Origin of the sequence: Thermohalobaculum sediminis, assembly GCF_023487995.1 — a bacterium.
In the GTDB taxonomy this organism is placed as follows: Bacteria; Pseudomonadota; Alphaproteobacteria; order Rhodobacterales; family Rhodobacteraceae; genus Thermohalobaculum; species Thermohalobaculum sediminis.
Genome location: NZ_JAMFKN010000002.1, coordinates 567,205 through 580,400, shown reverse-complemented (window position 1 = coordinate 580,400; position 13,196 = coordinate 567,205). Strand labels below are relative to the sequence as shown.

14 protein-coding genes and 1 tRNA gene are annotated in these 13,196 nt (G+C 70.5%); 8 read left to right on the top strand and 7 right to left on the bottom strand.

Annotated elements, in window-relative coordinates; genetic code table 11:
- Positions 1-36: 36 nt before the first annotated feature.
- From lptA to ptsN, 5 genes are all read left to right on the top strand, one after another.
- A complete protein-coding gene (gene lptA / locus M1105_RS06740) occupies positions 37-555 on the top strand; it encodes a lipopolysaccharide transport periplasmic protein LptA (RefSeq protein WP_249579574.1) in 519 nt (172 codons plus the stop codon).
- Positions 556-559: 4 nt separating this feature from the next.
- Positions 560-1,312, top strand: a complete 753-nt coding sequence (gene lptB / locus M1105_RS06735) for an LPS export ABC transporter ATP-binding protein (protein ID WP_249579573.1) — start codon at positions 560-562, stop codon at positions 1,310-1,312.
- Between the two features lie 42 nt (positions 1,313-1,354).
- Positions 1,355-2,854 (top strand): RNA polymerase factor sigma-54, encoded by a 1,500-nt coding sequence (gene rpoN / locus M1105_RS06730; protein ID WP_249579572.1) that lies wholly within the window; start codon positions 1,355-1,357, stop codon positions 2,852-2,854.
- 197 nt (positions 2,855-3,051) lie between these two features.
- On the top strand, positions 3,052-3,639 hold the full coding sequence (hpf, locus tag M1105_RS06725; protein ID WP_249579571.1) for a ribosome hibernation-promoting factor, HPF/YfiA family: 588 nt from the start codon (positions 3,052-3,054) through the stop codon (positions 3,637-3,639).
- A 47-nt stretch (positions 3,640-3,686) separates the two neighbouring features.
- Entirely contained in the window at positions 3,687-4,151 is a 465-nt protein-coding gene (gene ptsN / locus M1105_RS06720; RefSeq protein WP_249579570.1) for a PTS IIA-like nitrogen regulatory protein PtsN, read from the top strand.
- Positions 4,152-4,242: 91 nt separating this feature from the next.
- Here ptsN and M1105_RS06715 read toward each other — a convergent pair whose 3' ends face one another.
- Positions 4,243-4,470, bottom strand: coding sequence for a DUF1150 family protein (locus tag M1105_RS06715; protein ID WP_249579569.1), 228 nt, complete (start codon positions 4,468-4,470; stop codon positions 4,243-4,245).
- Positions 4,471-4,488: 18 nt separating this feature from the next.
- Positions 4,489-4,905: an Hsp20 family protein gene (locus tag M1105_RS06710; protein WP_249579568.1), complete on the bottom strand. Its 417-nt coding sequence runs from the start codon at positions 4,903-4,905 to the stop codon at positions 4,489-4,491.
- 157 nt (positions 4,906-5,062) lie between these two features.
- Here M1105_RS06710 and M1105_RS06705 point away from each other — a divergent pair, with 157 nt between their 5' ends.
- The gene (locus M1105_RS06705) at positions 5,063-6,220 is read left to right on the top strand and encodes a YbfB/YjiJ family MFS transporter (protein ID WP_249579567.1); all 1,158 of its coding nucleotides are present in this window, start codon (positions 5,063-5,065) and stop codon (positions 6,218-6,220) included.
- 63 nt (positions 6,221-6,283) lie between these two features.
- Here the strand turns inward: M1105_RS06705 and M1105_RS06700 are convergent, their stop codons facing one another.
- The 4 genes from M1105_RS06700 to M1105_RS06685 all read right to left on the bottom strand — a co-directional run bounded on the left by M1105_RS06700 (position 6,284) and on the right by M1105_RS06685 (position 8,861).
- A complete protein-coding gene (locus M1105_RS06700) occupies positions 6,284-6,979 on the bottom strand; it encodes an orotate phosphoribosyltransferase (protein WP_249579566.1) in 696 nt (231 codons plus the stop codon).
- Positions 6,976-7,968 carry a dihydroorotase gene (gene pyrC / locus M1105_RS06695; protein WP_406600606.1) on the bottom strand — a complete coding sequence of 331 codons (993 nt, stop codon included), beginning with the start codon at positions 7,966-7,968 and terminating at the stop codon, positions 6,976-6,978. Before pyrC ends, M1105_RS06700 begins: the two co-directional genes overlap by 4 nt.
- A 259-nt stretch (positions 7,969-8,227) precedes the next feature.
- Positions 8,228-8,303 (bottom strand) — tRNA-Ala (locus M1105_RS06690).
- A gap of 90 nt (positions 8,304-8,393) precedes the next feature.
- Positions 8,394-8,861: a TIGR02300 family protein gene (locus M1105_RS06685; RefSeq protein WP_249579564.1), complete on the bottom strand. Its 468-nt coding sequence runs from the start codon at positions 8,859-8,861 to the stop codon at positions 8,394-8,396.
- 222 nt (positions 8,862-9,083) lie between these two features.
- On the opposite strand from M1105_RS06685, the gene M1105_RS06680 reads away from it, so the two are divergent.
- The gene (locus M1105_RS06680) at positions 9,084-10,337 is read left to right on the top strand and encodes a polyhydroxyalkanoate depolymerase (RefSeq protein WP_249579563.1); all 1,254 of its coding nucleotides are present in this window, start codon (positions 9,084-9,086) and stop codon (positions 10,335-10,337) included.
- A 32-nt stretch (positions 10,338-10,369) separates the two neighbouring features.
- Positions 10,370-11,065, top strand: a complete 696-nt coding sequence (locus M1105_RS06675; protein ID WP_249579562.1) for a M48 family metallopeptidase — start codon at positions 10,370-10,372, stop codon at positions 11,063-11,065.
- A 21-nt stretch (positions 11,066-11,086) separates the two neighbouring features.
- Here the strand turns inward: M1105_RS06675 and M1105_RS06670 are convergent, their stop codons facing one another.
- Positions 11,087-13,165 (bottom strand): transglycosylase domain-containing protein, encoded by a 2,079-nt coding sequence (locus M1105_RS06670; protein ID WP_249579561.1) that lies wholly within the window; start codon positions 13,163-13,165, stop codon positions 11,087-11,089.
- Positions 13,166-13,196 lie beyond the last annotated feature (31 nt).

Here is a 13,196-nt window from a genome sequence, read left to right as displayed (position 1 = left end):
TCGGGCCGCCGTCCGGCGTGCCTTTGGGAGGATGACGTGTTGTTCAGCTCGATCCGGCTCGCGCTCGTCGCCGCCGCACTGGCGGCGGGTGGCGCAATCGCCCAGACCGCGAGCCCCTTCGGCGGCTTCAAGCACGACTCGACCGCGCCGATCGAGATCACGTCGGACAGCCTCGAGGTGCAGCAGGCGAACAACCTTGCGATCTTCGCGGGCAGCGTCGTCGCGGGGCAGGGCACGCTGCGCCTGACCGCCGACCGCGTCGCCGTGACCTACACCCAGGAGAAGGCCGACAGCGAGACCGGCGCCATCCGCAACATGCGCGCCGATGGCAACGTCTTCCTGTCGAACGGCGCCGAGACCGCGACGGGAAGCTGGGCCGAGTACGACGTCGCCGGCGGCGTGGTCCGAATGGGCGGCGCCGTGGTGCTGACCCAGGGCGGCAACGCGATCTCGGGCGAGTCGCTCACCATCGACCTCAATTCCGGCACCGGCCGGATCGACGGCCAGGGCAAGGGCCGCGTGAAGAGCGTCTTCACCCCCAGCCAGAACAACTGATCCGATGACGGCCAACTCGCAGGTCAGGGCCGTGCAGGAGGGGCTGGTGATCACCGGCCTCGGCAAGTCCTACCGCCGCCGCCCGGTGGTGCGGGATGTCTCGTTCTCTCTGAGGCGCGGCGAGGCGGTGGGACTCCTCGGCCCCAACGGCGCGGGCAAGACGACCTGCTTCTACATGGTGATCGGGCTGGTGCCCTGCGATTCGGGCTCGATCGTCGTGGACGGGATCGACGTGAGCCTGCTGCCGATGTACCGCCGCGCGCGGATGGGCCTTGGCTACCTGCCGCAGGAGGCCTCGATCTTCCGCGGCCTCTCGGTCGAGGACAACATACTTGCCGTGCTGGAACTGGTCGAGCGCGACCGCGTCAAGCGCAACCGCCGGCTCGATGCACTTCTGGCCGAGTTCTCGATCACGCACCTGCGGCGCACGCCCGCATCGGCCCTGTCGGGCGGCGAGCGGCGGCGCGTCGAGATCGCGCGCTGCCTTGCCACCGACCCGTCCTACATCCTGCTGGACGAGCCCTTCGCCGGCATCGACCCGATCGCGGTCGGCGAGATCCGCGAGCTGGTGGGCCACCTGAAGGAGCGCGGGATCGGGGTGCTCATCACCGACCACAACGTGCGCGAGACGCTCGAGATCATTGACCGGGCATACATCTTGCATGATGGTCACGTCCTGATGAGCGGCACGCCCGAGGAGGTGGTGCGCGACGAGAACGTCCGCCGGGTCTATCTGGGCGAGGGATTCCGCATCTGACGGGCCGCGCCCGGCGCCATGCCGGGGGGCGCGGGAGACGGGATGGCCCAGGGACTTCGGCTCGAGCTGAGGCAAAGCCAGCAGCTGGTGATGACGCCGCAGCTGCAGCAGGCAATCCGCCTGCTGCAGATGTCGAATCTTGAGCTGGCCGCCTTCGTCGAGCGCGAGATCGAGGAGAACCCCCTGATCGCGATGGCCGGCCCCGCCGCGCCAACACTGCCCGCCGAGCCGCCTGCCCCCGCGCCGCGGGCGACCGACGGGCCGCCGGGCGACGACCCCGGCCGCGCCGCGGAACCCTTCGACACCGGCACCGAGAACCTTTTCGAGCCCGAGCCCGGCCCGGCGCCGCGCGCGGGATGGGACGACGCCCTGCCATCGCACCCGGCCGGCGGGCGGCGCGGCTCGGGGCCGGATTCCGACGCCCCAGCGCACTGGCCCGAGACGGCGGCGGGCATCACGCTGCGCGAGCATCTCGTGGCCCAGATCGGGCAGATGCGGGCGTGGCCCGCGGCGCGGGCGCTGGCGATCCACCTGGTGGGTCTGCTCGACGACGACGGCTACCTGCGCGAGGATACCGACGAGCTTGCCGTGCAGCTTGGCGCGAGCCCAGCCCTGATGCAGGCGGCGCTGGCGCTGGTGCAGGGCTGCGAGCCCACCGGCGTGGGCGCGAGGTCGCTGGCCGAGTGCCTGGCCCTCCAGCTTGCCGAGCGCGACCGGCTCGACCCGGCGATGCGCCGCCTCGTCGATAATCTCCACCTGCTGGGGCGCGGCGAGCACCGGCGGTTGCGCGGCCTCTGCGGGGTCGATGCCGAGGATTATGACGACATGCTGGCGGAGCTTCGGGCGCTCGACCCGCGCCCCTGCGCCGCGTTCGGCCCCTCGACGGCTGCGACGGCTGCGACGGTCGTGCCCGACGTGCTGATGCGGCGCATGCCCGACGGCGCGTGGCAGATCGAGCTCAATCCCGACACCCTGCCCCGCGTGCTGATCGACCGGCGCTATGCCGCCCGGGTCGGACGCGGCGGCGCCGAGGTCGAGACATGGCTGGCCGAGCGCCGGGCGCAGGCAAACTGGCTGATCCGCAGCCTCGACCAGCGCGCCCGCACCATCATGACGATCGCGACCGAGATCGTGCGCCAGCAGGGGGCGTTCTTCGAGATCGGCATCGCCGGCCTCAGGCCGCTGACCCTGCGCATGGTGGCCGAGGCGACGGGGTTGCATGAATCCACCGCGAGCCGGGTCACCGCAAACAAGTACATCGCGACGCCGCGGGGAATCTTCGAGCTCAAGTTCTTCTTCACCAACGCGCTGGGCGGCTCGGCCGGGGGCGAGGACGGCGTCGCCGCCGAGGCAGTGCGCCACCGCATCCGAGCACTGGTCGACGCCGAGGCGCCGAACGCGATCCTGTCGGACGACGCCATCGTCGAGATGCTGCGCGCCGAGGGAATCGACATCGCGCGCCGCACCGTCGCCAAGTACCGCACAGCGCTGCGCATCCCGTCCTCGGTCGATCGGCGACGGATCAAGGGCGGTCGCGGCTGAAAAGGCTTACGGCGATCTGCATTTCGCCGCTCGCGCATTCCCGTTATCATTGACCAGAAACGAGTCGGCGTTTATGTAGCGCGTCTTTCCGGCCGCAGAGGTCCCGCGCATCCCCGTGCGCAGCCTGGGGCAGCCGGAAATGGCAGGGGAGGACCGGAATGTTGCCAGCTCCTGGTCCGGTAAATGCTGGAGACATCATGCACATCACGGTTTCGGGCAAGCACATCGACGTTGGCGATGCGCTTCGCAGCCATGTCGAGGATCGCCTGGACATTGCCGTCGCGAAATACTTCGATCGCGCGGTCGGCGCGACGGTCGTCTTCTCGCGGGATGCGCGGAACTTCTTCAAATGCGATGCCTCGGTGGACCTCTCGACCGGCCTGCACGCGCAGGCGCAGGCGCAGGCCGACGACATCTATGCCGCCTTCGAGCAGGCGGTGGAACGCATCGAGAAGCAGGTACGCCGTTACAAGCGCCGACTCAAGAACCACCACCAGCGCGACGCGTCCGAGCTGATCCCGGCGCAGTCCTACGTGCTTGCGGGCGGCGAGGACGAGGAGGACACCGGCGTCGATGGCGCGGCCGACCAGCCCGTGATCATCGCCGAGACCAAGACCGAGATCGGCACGCATTCGGTCGGCGACGCGGTGATGCGGATGGAGCTGGCGCACGCGCCCTTCCTGATCTTCCGCAACGAGGCGAACGGACGGCTCAACGTCGTCTTTCAGAGAGACGACGGCAACATCGGGTGGATCGATCCCGAGTTCGCAGCCGGCCGCGCCTGAGCGTGGCCGCTGGCCGTTCGGGATGGATCGAGGGTGGATGACACCGCATGGAACTCACTGAACTCGTGACACGCGAGGCCGTGCTCGCCACGCTCAAGGCGTCCGGCAAGAAGCAGGTCCTGCAGGAGATCGCAAACCGTGCCCGCGACGCCTACGGGCTGACCGCGCGGCGCGTCTTCGAAGGGCTGATCGCCCGGGAGAAGCTCGGATCGACCGCCATGGGCTACGGCGTCGCCATCCCGCATGCCCGGATCGAGGGGCTCGACCGAATCGTCGGGGTGTTCGCGCGGCTCGACCGGCCGGTGGATTTCGAGGCCGCGGATGGCGAGGCGGTGGATCTCGTCTTTGCCCTGCTCGCGCCCGAGGAAGCAGGGGCCGACCACCTGCGCGCCCTCGCGCGGGTCTCGCGCTTCCTGCGCGATGCCGAGACGCGGACCAAGCTGCGGCAGACCGATCGGGCCGAGGCGCTCTATGCGCTGCTGACCGAGCCCTCGGCCTCCCGCGCGGCCTGAACCCGCGCGTCGCCGTCCAGGCCGCCACGCGAAAGGCCCGGCACGCGGTGCCGGGCCTTCGTCATTCCGGCGCAATCGGGCGCGGCGCCGCTCAGTGGACGCTGCGCGGCTCGAGGTCGTTGCGCCGGGCGAGTGCGAAGGCGAGCTTGCGGTCGGGTGCCAGGGCAAGCCGATTGCCGGCCTCGTCGTGCAGCGCGTAGATCGGCCCCGGCAGGCGCCTCAGCTCGTCGGGCAGGCTGTCGAGCTCGGCCTCGCGGACATAGACGATGGGATGGCCGGACCCCTTGGGGAACCCGGCAGGATTGGCCTTGTCGGTCATCTCGCGCACTCCTTTGCTTCACTCGGCCCGGGCGATGCGGATCGTCTGCACCGTCGACTCGGGCGCACGGCGCACGAGGTCGATGTGCAGGAGGCCGCGATCGAGCGCCGCGCCCGCCACCTCGACCCGGTCGGCCAGCACGAAGCTGCGCTGAAAGGGCCGCGCGGCGATGCCGCGATGCAGGAACTGGCGCTCGGTGCCGTCCTCGACCTGCCGGCCGCGGACCACGAGATTGCGGTCCTCGACGGTGACCGACAGGTCCGACTCGCCGAAACCGGCCACGGCGAGCGTGATGCGGAAGGCATCTCCGCCGCGCTGCTCGATGTTGTAGGGCGGATAGCCGTCCGTACCGGCCTTGGACACGCGCTCGACCATGCGGTCGAGCTCGTCGAAGCCGAGCAGGAACGGGTGCGACGCGAACGAGATGCGCGACATGTCAGACGGTCCTCGGTTGCCAAGCGACGTCTTGCCGGGGCCCGGTCATCGGCACCCCGATGTCGGGGATATGGGCCTGCCAGGCAGACTGCGCAATAGCGGGATGCCTGCGGGACCGCTAACGTCCGGCTCCATGCGGAGCGAGCCCTCCCCTCTCATGATCGCCCTCGGCGGATTCGTGGCGCTGGCCGCCGCGATGGGTCTTGGGCGGTTCCTCTACACGCCAGTGCTGCCGATGATGGCCGGCGCGGGGCTTGGGCCGGCCGAGGCCGGGCTGGTCGCCAGCGCGAACTTCGCGGGCTATCTGGCCGGCGCGCTGGCCGCGAGCCTGCCGGGCCTGTCGCGCCACGCGCGGGGCCTGATGCTGGGCGCACTGGTGGCGAGCGCGCTGACCACGGGGGCGATGGCGGGGGCGCAGGCGCTCTGGCTCTGGGCGGCCCTGCGCTTTGCCGGGGGGGTAGCGAGTGCCTTCGTGCTGGTGCTGGCCTCGTCGCTGATCGTGGCGCGGCTGAACGCGGCGGGCCGCGGCGGGCTTGCCGCCGTGCATTTCGCCGGCGTGGGCGCGGGCATCGTGGTCTCGGCCCTCATAGCCTCGCCCGTGCTGGCCACGGCCGATGCCTGGCGGCAGGTCTGGCTGAGCGGCGGCGCGCTGGCCCTCACGGCGGCAGGAGTAGCGGCGCTGATGGTCCCTGCCGCCCCGGGCGCGGCACGCGGACCGCGGGCGAACGGGGCGGCACGCGCGCCGGGCCTCTGGCGGCTGGTAGCGGCCTATGCGGCGCTGGGCTTCGGCTATGTCGTCACCGCGACCTTCATCGTCGCGATCCTGCGCGAGGGCCCGTCGGGCCGGCTGGGCGAGACGGTCGTCTGGCTGATCGTGGGCCTCGCGGCCATCCCGTCGGTCTGGCTCTGGACGCGGGCGGGAGCGCGCTGGGGGGTGGTGCGGGCCTATCGCGCCGCGATGCTGGTCGAGGCCGCCGGGGTCGGGCTAAGCGCGGTGGCGACGGGGACGGCCGCGCTCGCCTTCGCGGCCGCAGCACTGGGCGGCACCTTCATGGGCCTCACCGCGCTGGGGCTGCAGGAGGCGGCGCGGCGGGCCGGCGGGGACGGGCGCGCGGTCATGGGGCTGATGACGGCGGCTTTCGGGCTGGGGCAGATGGCGGGCCCCGCCATCGCGGGCTGGATGCGGGACGCGAGCGGCAGCTATGCAGGGCCGAGCCTGATCGCCGCCGCGGTGCTGGTGGCGGGCGCCCTGATCCTTGCGCCGCTGGCGCGAGGGGACGCGCCTTCAGCCGTGAAAGCCTGCTCAAGCAATTGAAACGAAGGTGAGTGCCAAGCGGCACGCGCCGTCCGAATCGCGTGCGACGGGCGGTGCTGGGGCTCAGATCGAGATGTCGCCCTTGCCGCCATTGGCGGCCGACCATTCGAGCGGACGGTCGAGGAACGCTTCGACCTGGTCCATGGTCGCCGTGTCGAAATAGCTGCCGGCGCGGGCCTCGGCCAGCACGTCGCGCCACGTGGCGAGGTGGTGAAGCGCAATACCCTGATCGGCAAGGCGCCCCCGCACCTCGGGGAAGATATCGTAGTAGAACACGACGACGGTGTGGGCGCACTCGCCCCCGGCCTTGCGGATCGCCTCGACGAATTTCACCTTCGAGCCGCCATCGGTGGTCAGGTCCTCGACCAGCAGGACGCGCGCGCCCTCGGCCATCTGCCCCTCGATCTGCGCGTCGCGGCCGAAGCCCTTTGGCTTCTTGCGGACATAGAGCATGGGAAGGCCGAGGCGCTCGGCGATCCAAGCGGCGAAGGGGATGCCGGCGGTCTCGCCGCCCGCGACGGCATCGAACCGCTCGTAACCCGCATCGCGCATCAGGATCGAGCAGGCGAAATCCATCGCCGCCGCCCGGATGCGGGGGTAGGAGATCAGCTTGCGGCAGTCGATATAGACCGGGCTCGCCAGCCCCGAGGTCAGCATGTAGGGCGGATCGGCGCGAAAATGGACGGCGCCGATCTCGAGCAGCATCTTCGCGGTCTCGGGCGCGATCACGGCGCGGTCGGGCATGGCGGTGGGGATCACGGGCGGGGCTCCTCTTCCACCCGCCATGTCAGCGGGAAGCCGGGGTCGAAGACGGTGACGGTATCGGCGCCCACCTCGATCTCGGAGGGGAGGAGGCCGAGGGCGTCGTCCTTCACCAGCCGGATGCGCGCCTCATTCGGGGGCAGCCGATAGAAGGCGGGCCCGTTGAGCGAAGTGAAGGCCTCGAGCCGGTCGAGCGCGCCCTCCTCCTCGAACACCTGCGCGAGGATGGCCATCGCGTTCGGCGCGGTAAAGCATCCGGCGCAGCCGCAGGGCATGAGCTTGGCCGCATCGGTGTGCGGGGCCGAATCGGTGCCGAGGAAGAAGCGCGGATCGCCCGCGACGGCGGCGGCGCGCAGGGCGAGGCGATGCGTCTCGCGCTTGGCGACCGGCAGGCAGTAGTAGTGCGGCCGGATGCCGCCGGCGAGGATGTGGTTGCGGTTGATGACGAGGTGATGGACCGTCAGCGTGCCGGCGATCCCCTCGCCGCCCTCGCGCACATAGGCCACGCCCTCGCGGGTCGTCACATGCTCGAGCACCACGCGCAGGCCCGGCACGCGACGGCGCAGGGGCTCGAGCACCCGCTCGAGGAACACCGCCTCGCGGTCGAAGATGTCCACGGCGGGGTCGGTCACCTCGCCATGCACGCAAAGGGGAAGGCCGATCTCGGCCATGCGCTCGAGCACCGGCAGCACGCGCGCCATGTCGCGCACCCCGGAGGCCGAGTTGGTCGTCGCGCCCGCCGGATAGAGCTTGACCGCGGTCACGAGGCCCGAGGCCGCGGCGGCGGCCACGTCAGCGGGATCGGTCGATTCGGTGAGATAGAGCGTCATCAGCGGCTGGAAATCCGCGCCAGGCGGCATCGCCGACATGATGCGCGCGCGGTAGGCGGCGGCATCGGCGGCCGTGACGACCGGCGGCACGAGGTTCGGCATGACGATCGCCCTGCCGAAATGCGCTGCGCTGAAGGGCAGGACCGCAGCCAGCATCGCGCCGTCGCGGAGATGGAGGTGCCAGTCGTCCGGCCGCCTGATCGTGAGTTGCGTCACCACCCCGGTCCCCCCGTGCTGCCGATGTGCTGCCCCAGCGCCGCGGCGGATCGGACGCCACGCTTCACCGGCGCACCTGACAGGAGCGGGCCTCAGCCGTCAAGCCCGCGGGACAGCGCGCCCATTACCCCGGCCGCCGCCGCGTGGAAACGAAAAACCCGCCTTGCGGCGGGTTGTTCGGCATCGGCAGAGGCGTTCTTGGTGGAGCCAAGGGGAGTCGAACCCCTGACCTCTTGAATGCCATTCAAGCGCTCTCCCAACTGAGCTATGGCCCCCAAGAAACCCCGCCTTTCGGCGTGCGCGGAACATAGGGAGGTGGGCGCGGCGGTTCAAGCGGAATCTTGGGCCGCGCGCGCCCCGCCGCTTCAGTCGTCGTCCGGCCCCTTGACCTTGACGTCGTCGAGCGGGAGGTCCTCGTCCTCGTCTTCCTCGTCGTCGAGCAGGACATCGGCGACGAAATCATCCTCCTCGTCCTCGAGATCCTCGTCGATCACGTCGTCGTCGTCGCCGCCGGGAGCCGCAGCAGCGGCGGGCTTGGCCACCTCGTCCTCGTCATCGTCATCGGCGATGACGAGATCCTCCTCGGCCTCGTCCTCGTCGAGATCGGCATCCTCGTCGTCGAGCGCGTCCTCGTCCTCGTCGATCAGATCCTCGTCGTCATCGAGAACCACGGCGGCCTTGGCCGCAGGCTTGCCACGCTTGACGCGCGCAATGGTCGAGACGTCGAACTGCGACCCGCAGCTCGGGCACAGGATCGGATCGCGCATGAGGTCGTAGAACCGCGCGCCGCAGCTCTGGCAGGTGCGCTTCACGCCCCATTCCGGATTGGGCATCTGGACCACCCCTTTGACGGACCAACTGTCGTTTGAAGAAGGCGCCCTTGCCACAGAACCGCGGAGCTTGTCAAAGCCTATTCCCCGCGAGGCTCCCGCTGCGTGGCTGCGGCCCATTGTGCAGTTGCGAAGAAGCGCTTGCCGGGGGGAAACCACAAGCGTAAGCTGAATAAAAGAAACTGTCGCATATCCTGCGACGGACACAATCCGGGGGACGTTGGAGTGCTCTACCACGCATACGAGATGACCCATGCCGCCATGGGGCCGATGCGCACGGCCGCCCGGATGTCCTCGCAGGCGCTGCGCAACCCCTTCTTCCCGCTGCGCGAGGCGCTGCCCTTCCGGGCCACGGCTGCGGCCTTCGAGATGTTCGTGAACGCGACCCGGCGCTACGGCAAGCCGGACTTCGGCATCGAGGACGTCGAGATCTCTGGCGAGACGGTGCCGGTGGTCGAGGAGGTGGTGCTGGCGAAGCCGTTCGGCCAGTTGGTCCACTTCAAGCGCAATGCCACGGTGGCCGCGGTCCGCAACGACCCAAAGGTGCTGATGGTCGCGCCGATGTCGGGGCATTTCGCGACGCTGCTGCGAGGCACCGTCGAGGCGATGCTGCCCGAGCATGAGGTCTACATCACCGACTGGACCGACGCGCGCGATGTTCCGGTGTCGGAGGGGCGCTTCGATCTCGCCGACTACGCCGACTACATCTCGGAGTTCTGCCGGTTCCTGGCGAAGGACGGCGAGCGCGTCACCGTCATGGCGGTATGCCAGCCGGGGGTGCCCTGCCTGGCCTCGGCCGCGATGATGGCCGAGGACGCCGATCCCGCGCGGCCGGCCTCGCTGATCCTGATGGGAAGCCCGATCGACACGCGGGTAAGCCAGACCGAGCCCAACCGCCTGGCCACCACCCGGCCGATCTCGTGGTTCGAGAAGAACATGATCGTCATGGTGCCTTGGCCTAACCGCGGGTTCCTGCGGCGGGTTTATCCGGGTTTCCTGCAACTCTCGGGCTTCATGTCGATGAACCTCGACCGCCATGTCGACGCGCATGTCGACCAGTTCCGCAACCTGGTGCGCGGCGACGGCGATTCGGCGGCGGCGCATCGCGCCTTCTACGACGAGTATCTGGCGGTGATGGACCTCACCGCCGAGTTCTACCTGCAGACGGTTGCCGAGGTGTTCCAGAAGCATTCGCTGCCGAAGGGCGAACTGCGGCTGCGCGACCGCCCGATCCGCCCCGGCGCGATCCGCGACACGGCGCTCATGACCATCGAGGGCGAGAAGGACGACATCACCGGCCGCGGCCAGACCGAGGCCGCCATCGCGCTCTGCGAGAACATCCCCGAGCCGAAGAAGTTCCACTACACCCAACCCAAGGTCGGGCATTACGGCGTGTTCAACGGCTCGCGCTTCCGGCTTCACATCCAGCCCAAGATCCGCGACTTCATCCGCGCCAATCGCAAGATGATCCGGGGTTGAAGCGCGCGGGGGCCGGCGGCACTCTCGCCGACATGCGCCGAGACCGCATCGACCTGTCGCGCCTTCCCGTGACCGTGCAGCTCAATGTGAGCGCGCGGGCGCGCAGGTTCACCCTTCGGCTGGGCCCGCCGGGCGAGGATGCCGTCCTCACCCTGCCGCCCGGGGTGCCGCGGATCGAGGCCGAGCGATTTCTCGAGCGCCACGTCGGCTGGCTCGAACGCGCGCTCGCCCGCCAGCCGCAGGGGGTGGCGGTCGCGCCGGGCTGCCTGCTGCCGGTCGGGGGCGCCGCGGTCGTGATCGTCGTCCGCGACGGCCCGCGCCGCGCGCCGCGGCTCGAGGGTGGATGCCTCGTGCTGGCCGGAGCCGAGGCCGCGGGGCCGCGGATCGCCGCCTGGCTGCGCGAGCGGGCGCGCGAGGCGCTGGTCCCCGCCGTGCACGATCATGCCGCGCGGCTGGGCCGGAGCGTGCGGGGCGTGGCGCTGCGGGACACCCGCTCGCGCTGGGGCTCGTGCTCCTCGGCGGGGCGGATCAGCTTTTCATGGCGGCTGGCCATGGCGCCGCCCGAGGTGCTGGATTACGTCGCGGCGCACGAGGCGGCGCATCTCGCCGAGATGAACCACGGGCCGCGCTTCTGGGCGCTGGTCGAGCGGCTGCGCCCCGATCACCGGGCCGAGCGCGAATGGCTGCGCCGCGAGGGCCGGGCCCTGCACGCCTATCGCTTCGATTGACGCTCAAGGGGGGCGGCTGTCTCAGCGATCCGAGGTGTTCGGCCGGAAATCGCCGCCTCTGCGCGTGTCGCCGCCGCCACCGCCGCCGAGCAGGCCGCGCAGCACGTCGTTGAAGACGCGCTCGACCACGGTATCGGCACCGCCGAGGCTGCTCGCGCCGCCCGCCATCAGGAGCGAGCCGGGGCCGGGGGATTCGAGGCGCAAGGGCTTCGGCTCGATCCCCTCGTGGATGGCCAGCATTGCCTCGCGCCAGATCTCGGCCGGAAGCCCGCCGCCGGTGACGCCCGTCAGCGGCGTGTTGTCGTCGTTGCCCATCCAGACGCCGGTCACGTAATCCGCCGTGAAGCCGATGAACCAGGCATCGCGCGCGGCCTGGGTCGTGCCGGTCTTGCCCGCGGCTTCGCGCCCCGGCAGGCGGGCACGCCGGCCGGTGCCGGCCTCGATCACCTCGCGCATCATGTAGGTCAGAAGCGCCGCCGAGCGGGGCGCGATGACCTGCTCGCCCACCGCGGCGTCGCCGCGCATCAGCGGCAGATCCTCGCCGCGAAGGCGGATCTCGCGGATGCCGTAAGGCGCGGCCGAGCCCCCCGCATTCGCGATCGTGGCATAAACGCCGGTCATGTCGACGAGCGTGGCCTCGGACGTGCCGAGCGCGACCGCCGGACCCGGCGCAATCGGCGAGGTGATGCCAAGGCGCGTAGCCATTGCGGCGACGCGCTCACGGCCCACCTGCTCGGAGACGCGCACCGCCACGGTGTTGATCGAGTTCGCCAGCGCATCGGTCAGCGTGATCGGCCCGCGGAAGCGGTTGTCGTAGTTCGAGGGCGACCAGTTGCCGATGGTGAGCGGCGCGTCCTCGACGATGTCGTTCGGCGACCAGCCGGCCTCGAGCGCCGCCGCATAGACCACCGGCTTGAAGGCGCTGCCAGTCTGGCGCAGGGCCTGGCTGGCGCGGTTGAACTGGCCCGTGCCCTGCTCGCGCCCACCCACGATGGCACGCACCGCGCCGTCGCGGCTCATCACCACGATGGCAGCCTGGGCGGTCGACCCCTCCTTGACCTTTTCGGCGAACACGCGCGCCAGCGCCGCTTCGGCCTTGCGCTGGATCTCGGGATCGAAGGTCGTCGCCATGGTCACGTCCTCGGTCGTGTCCTTGGCGAGGAAGCCCGGCGCGGTCTCCATCACCCAGTCGGCGAAATAGCCGCCGGCGCGCGCGGCGGCCGCGGCGCTGAGTTCGGCGGGGCTCGCCAGCGCCTCGGTGACCTGGGCCTGGGTGAGGTATCCCTCCTCCTCCATCAGCCGGATGATGACGCTGGCCCGCCCCTGGGCGCGTTCGAGGTCCGAGGTCGGCGCATAGCGCGAGGGCGCGCGCAAGAGGCCCGCGAGCATCGCCGCCTCGGCGGAGCTCAGGAGCCGGGCCGACTTGCCGAAATAGCGCTGGCTCGCCGCCTCGAAGCCGAAGGTGCCGGCACCGAGATAGACCCGGTTGAGGTAGATCGAGAGGATGTCCTCCTTGTCGTATTTGAGTTCTAGCGCGAGCGCCATCGGCACTTCCTTGAGCTTGCGCTCGATCGAACGCTCGGCGGTGAGGAAGACGTTCTTGGCGACCTGCTGCGTCAGCGTCGAGCCGCCCTGCACGACGCGTCCGGCCCGCAGGTTCACCAGCATGGCGCGCGCGAGTCCGCGCACATCGACGCCGGGATGGTCCCAGAATCGGCGGTCCTCGGCCGAGACGACGGCGTGGATCAGGTGCGGCGAAACCTCGGTCGCGCGCAGCTCGCCGCCATATTGCTCGCCGCGCCACGCGAAGACGTTGCCATGACGGTCGAGCATCGTGACCGAGCCGCCACCACGCCCATCGAACAGGACGCCCGGCGCGGGAAGCTGGCTGTAGTAATACCCCGTCGCAAGCGCGAGCACCGCCGCGCCGACAAGCCCCACCCGCCAAAGGATGCGCCAGACGAGGCCCGCGGTGCCAAGCACCACGAAGCGCACGGCGCGTCCGACAGGACCCGGATCGGCCCCGTCGGGGTGCCGGGACTTGCGGCCCTTGCGCCGATTGGGCTCGTGCCCGTCCTTGCCCATGCCTCGCTGTGCCACGTCTCCCCCGGGTCGCGCTCGCTCGCCCGCC

What these genes read in the sequence shown, in the direction of transcription:
- lptB (WP_249579573.1), top strand. Translation starts at nt 560, where the DNA reads ATGACGGCCAACTCGCAGGTCAGGGCCGTGCAGGAGGGGCTGGTGATC.
- rpoN (WP_249579572.1), top strand. Translation starts at nt 1,355, where the DNA reads ATGGCCCAGGGACTTCGGCTCGAGCTGAGGCAAAGCCAGCAGCTGGTG.
- hpf (WP_249579571.1), top strand. Translation starts at nt 3,052, where the DNA reads ATGCACATCACGGTTTCGGGCAAGCACATCGACGTTGGCGATGCGCTT.
- ptsN (WP_249579570.1), top strand. Translation starts at nt 3,687, where the DNA reads ATGGAACTCACTGAACTCGTGACACGCGAGGCCGTGCTCGCCACGCTC.
- M1105_RS06715 (WP_249579569.1), bottom strand. Translation starts at nt 4,470, where the DNA reads ATGACCGACAAGGCCAATCCTGCCGGGTTCCCCAAGGGGTCCGGCCAT.
- M1105_RS06710 (WP_249579568.1), bottom strand. Translation starts at nt 4,905, where the DNA reads ATGTCGCGCATCTCGTTCGCGTCGCACCCGTTCCTGCTCGGCTTCGAC.
- M1105_RS06705 (WP_249579567.1), top strand. Translation starts at nt 5,063, where the DNA reads ATGATCGCCCTCGGCGGATTCGTGGCGCTGGCCGCCGCGATGGGTCTT.
- pyrC (WP_406600606.1), bottom strand. Translation starts at nt 7,968, where the DNA reads ATGCTGGCTGCGGTCCTGCCCTTCAGCGCAGCGCATTTCGGCAGGGCG.
- M1105_RS06685 (WP_249579564.1), bottom strand. Translation starts at nt 8,861, where the DNA reads ATGCCCAATCCGGAATGGGGCGTGAAGCGCACCTGCCAGAGCTGCGGC.
- M1105_RS06675 (WP_249579562.1), top strand. Translation starts at nt 10,370, where the DNA reads ATGCGCCGAGACCGCATCGACCTGTCGCGCCTTCCCGTGACCGTGCAG.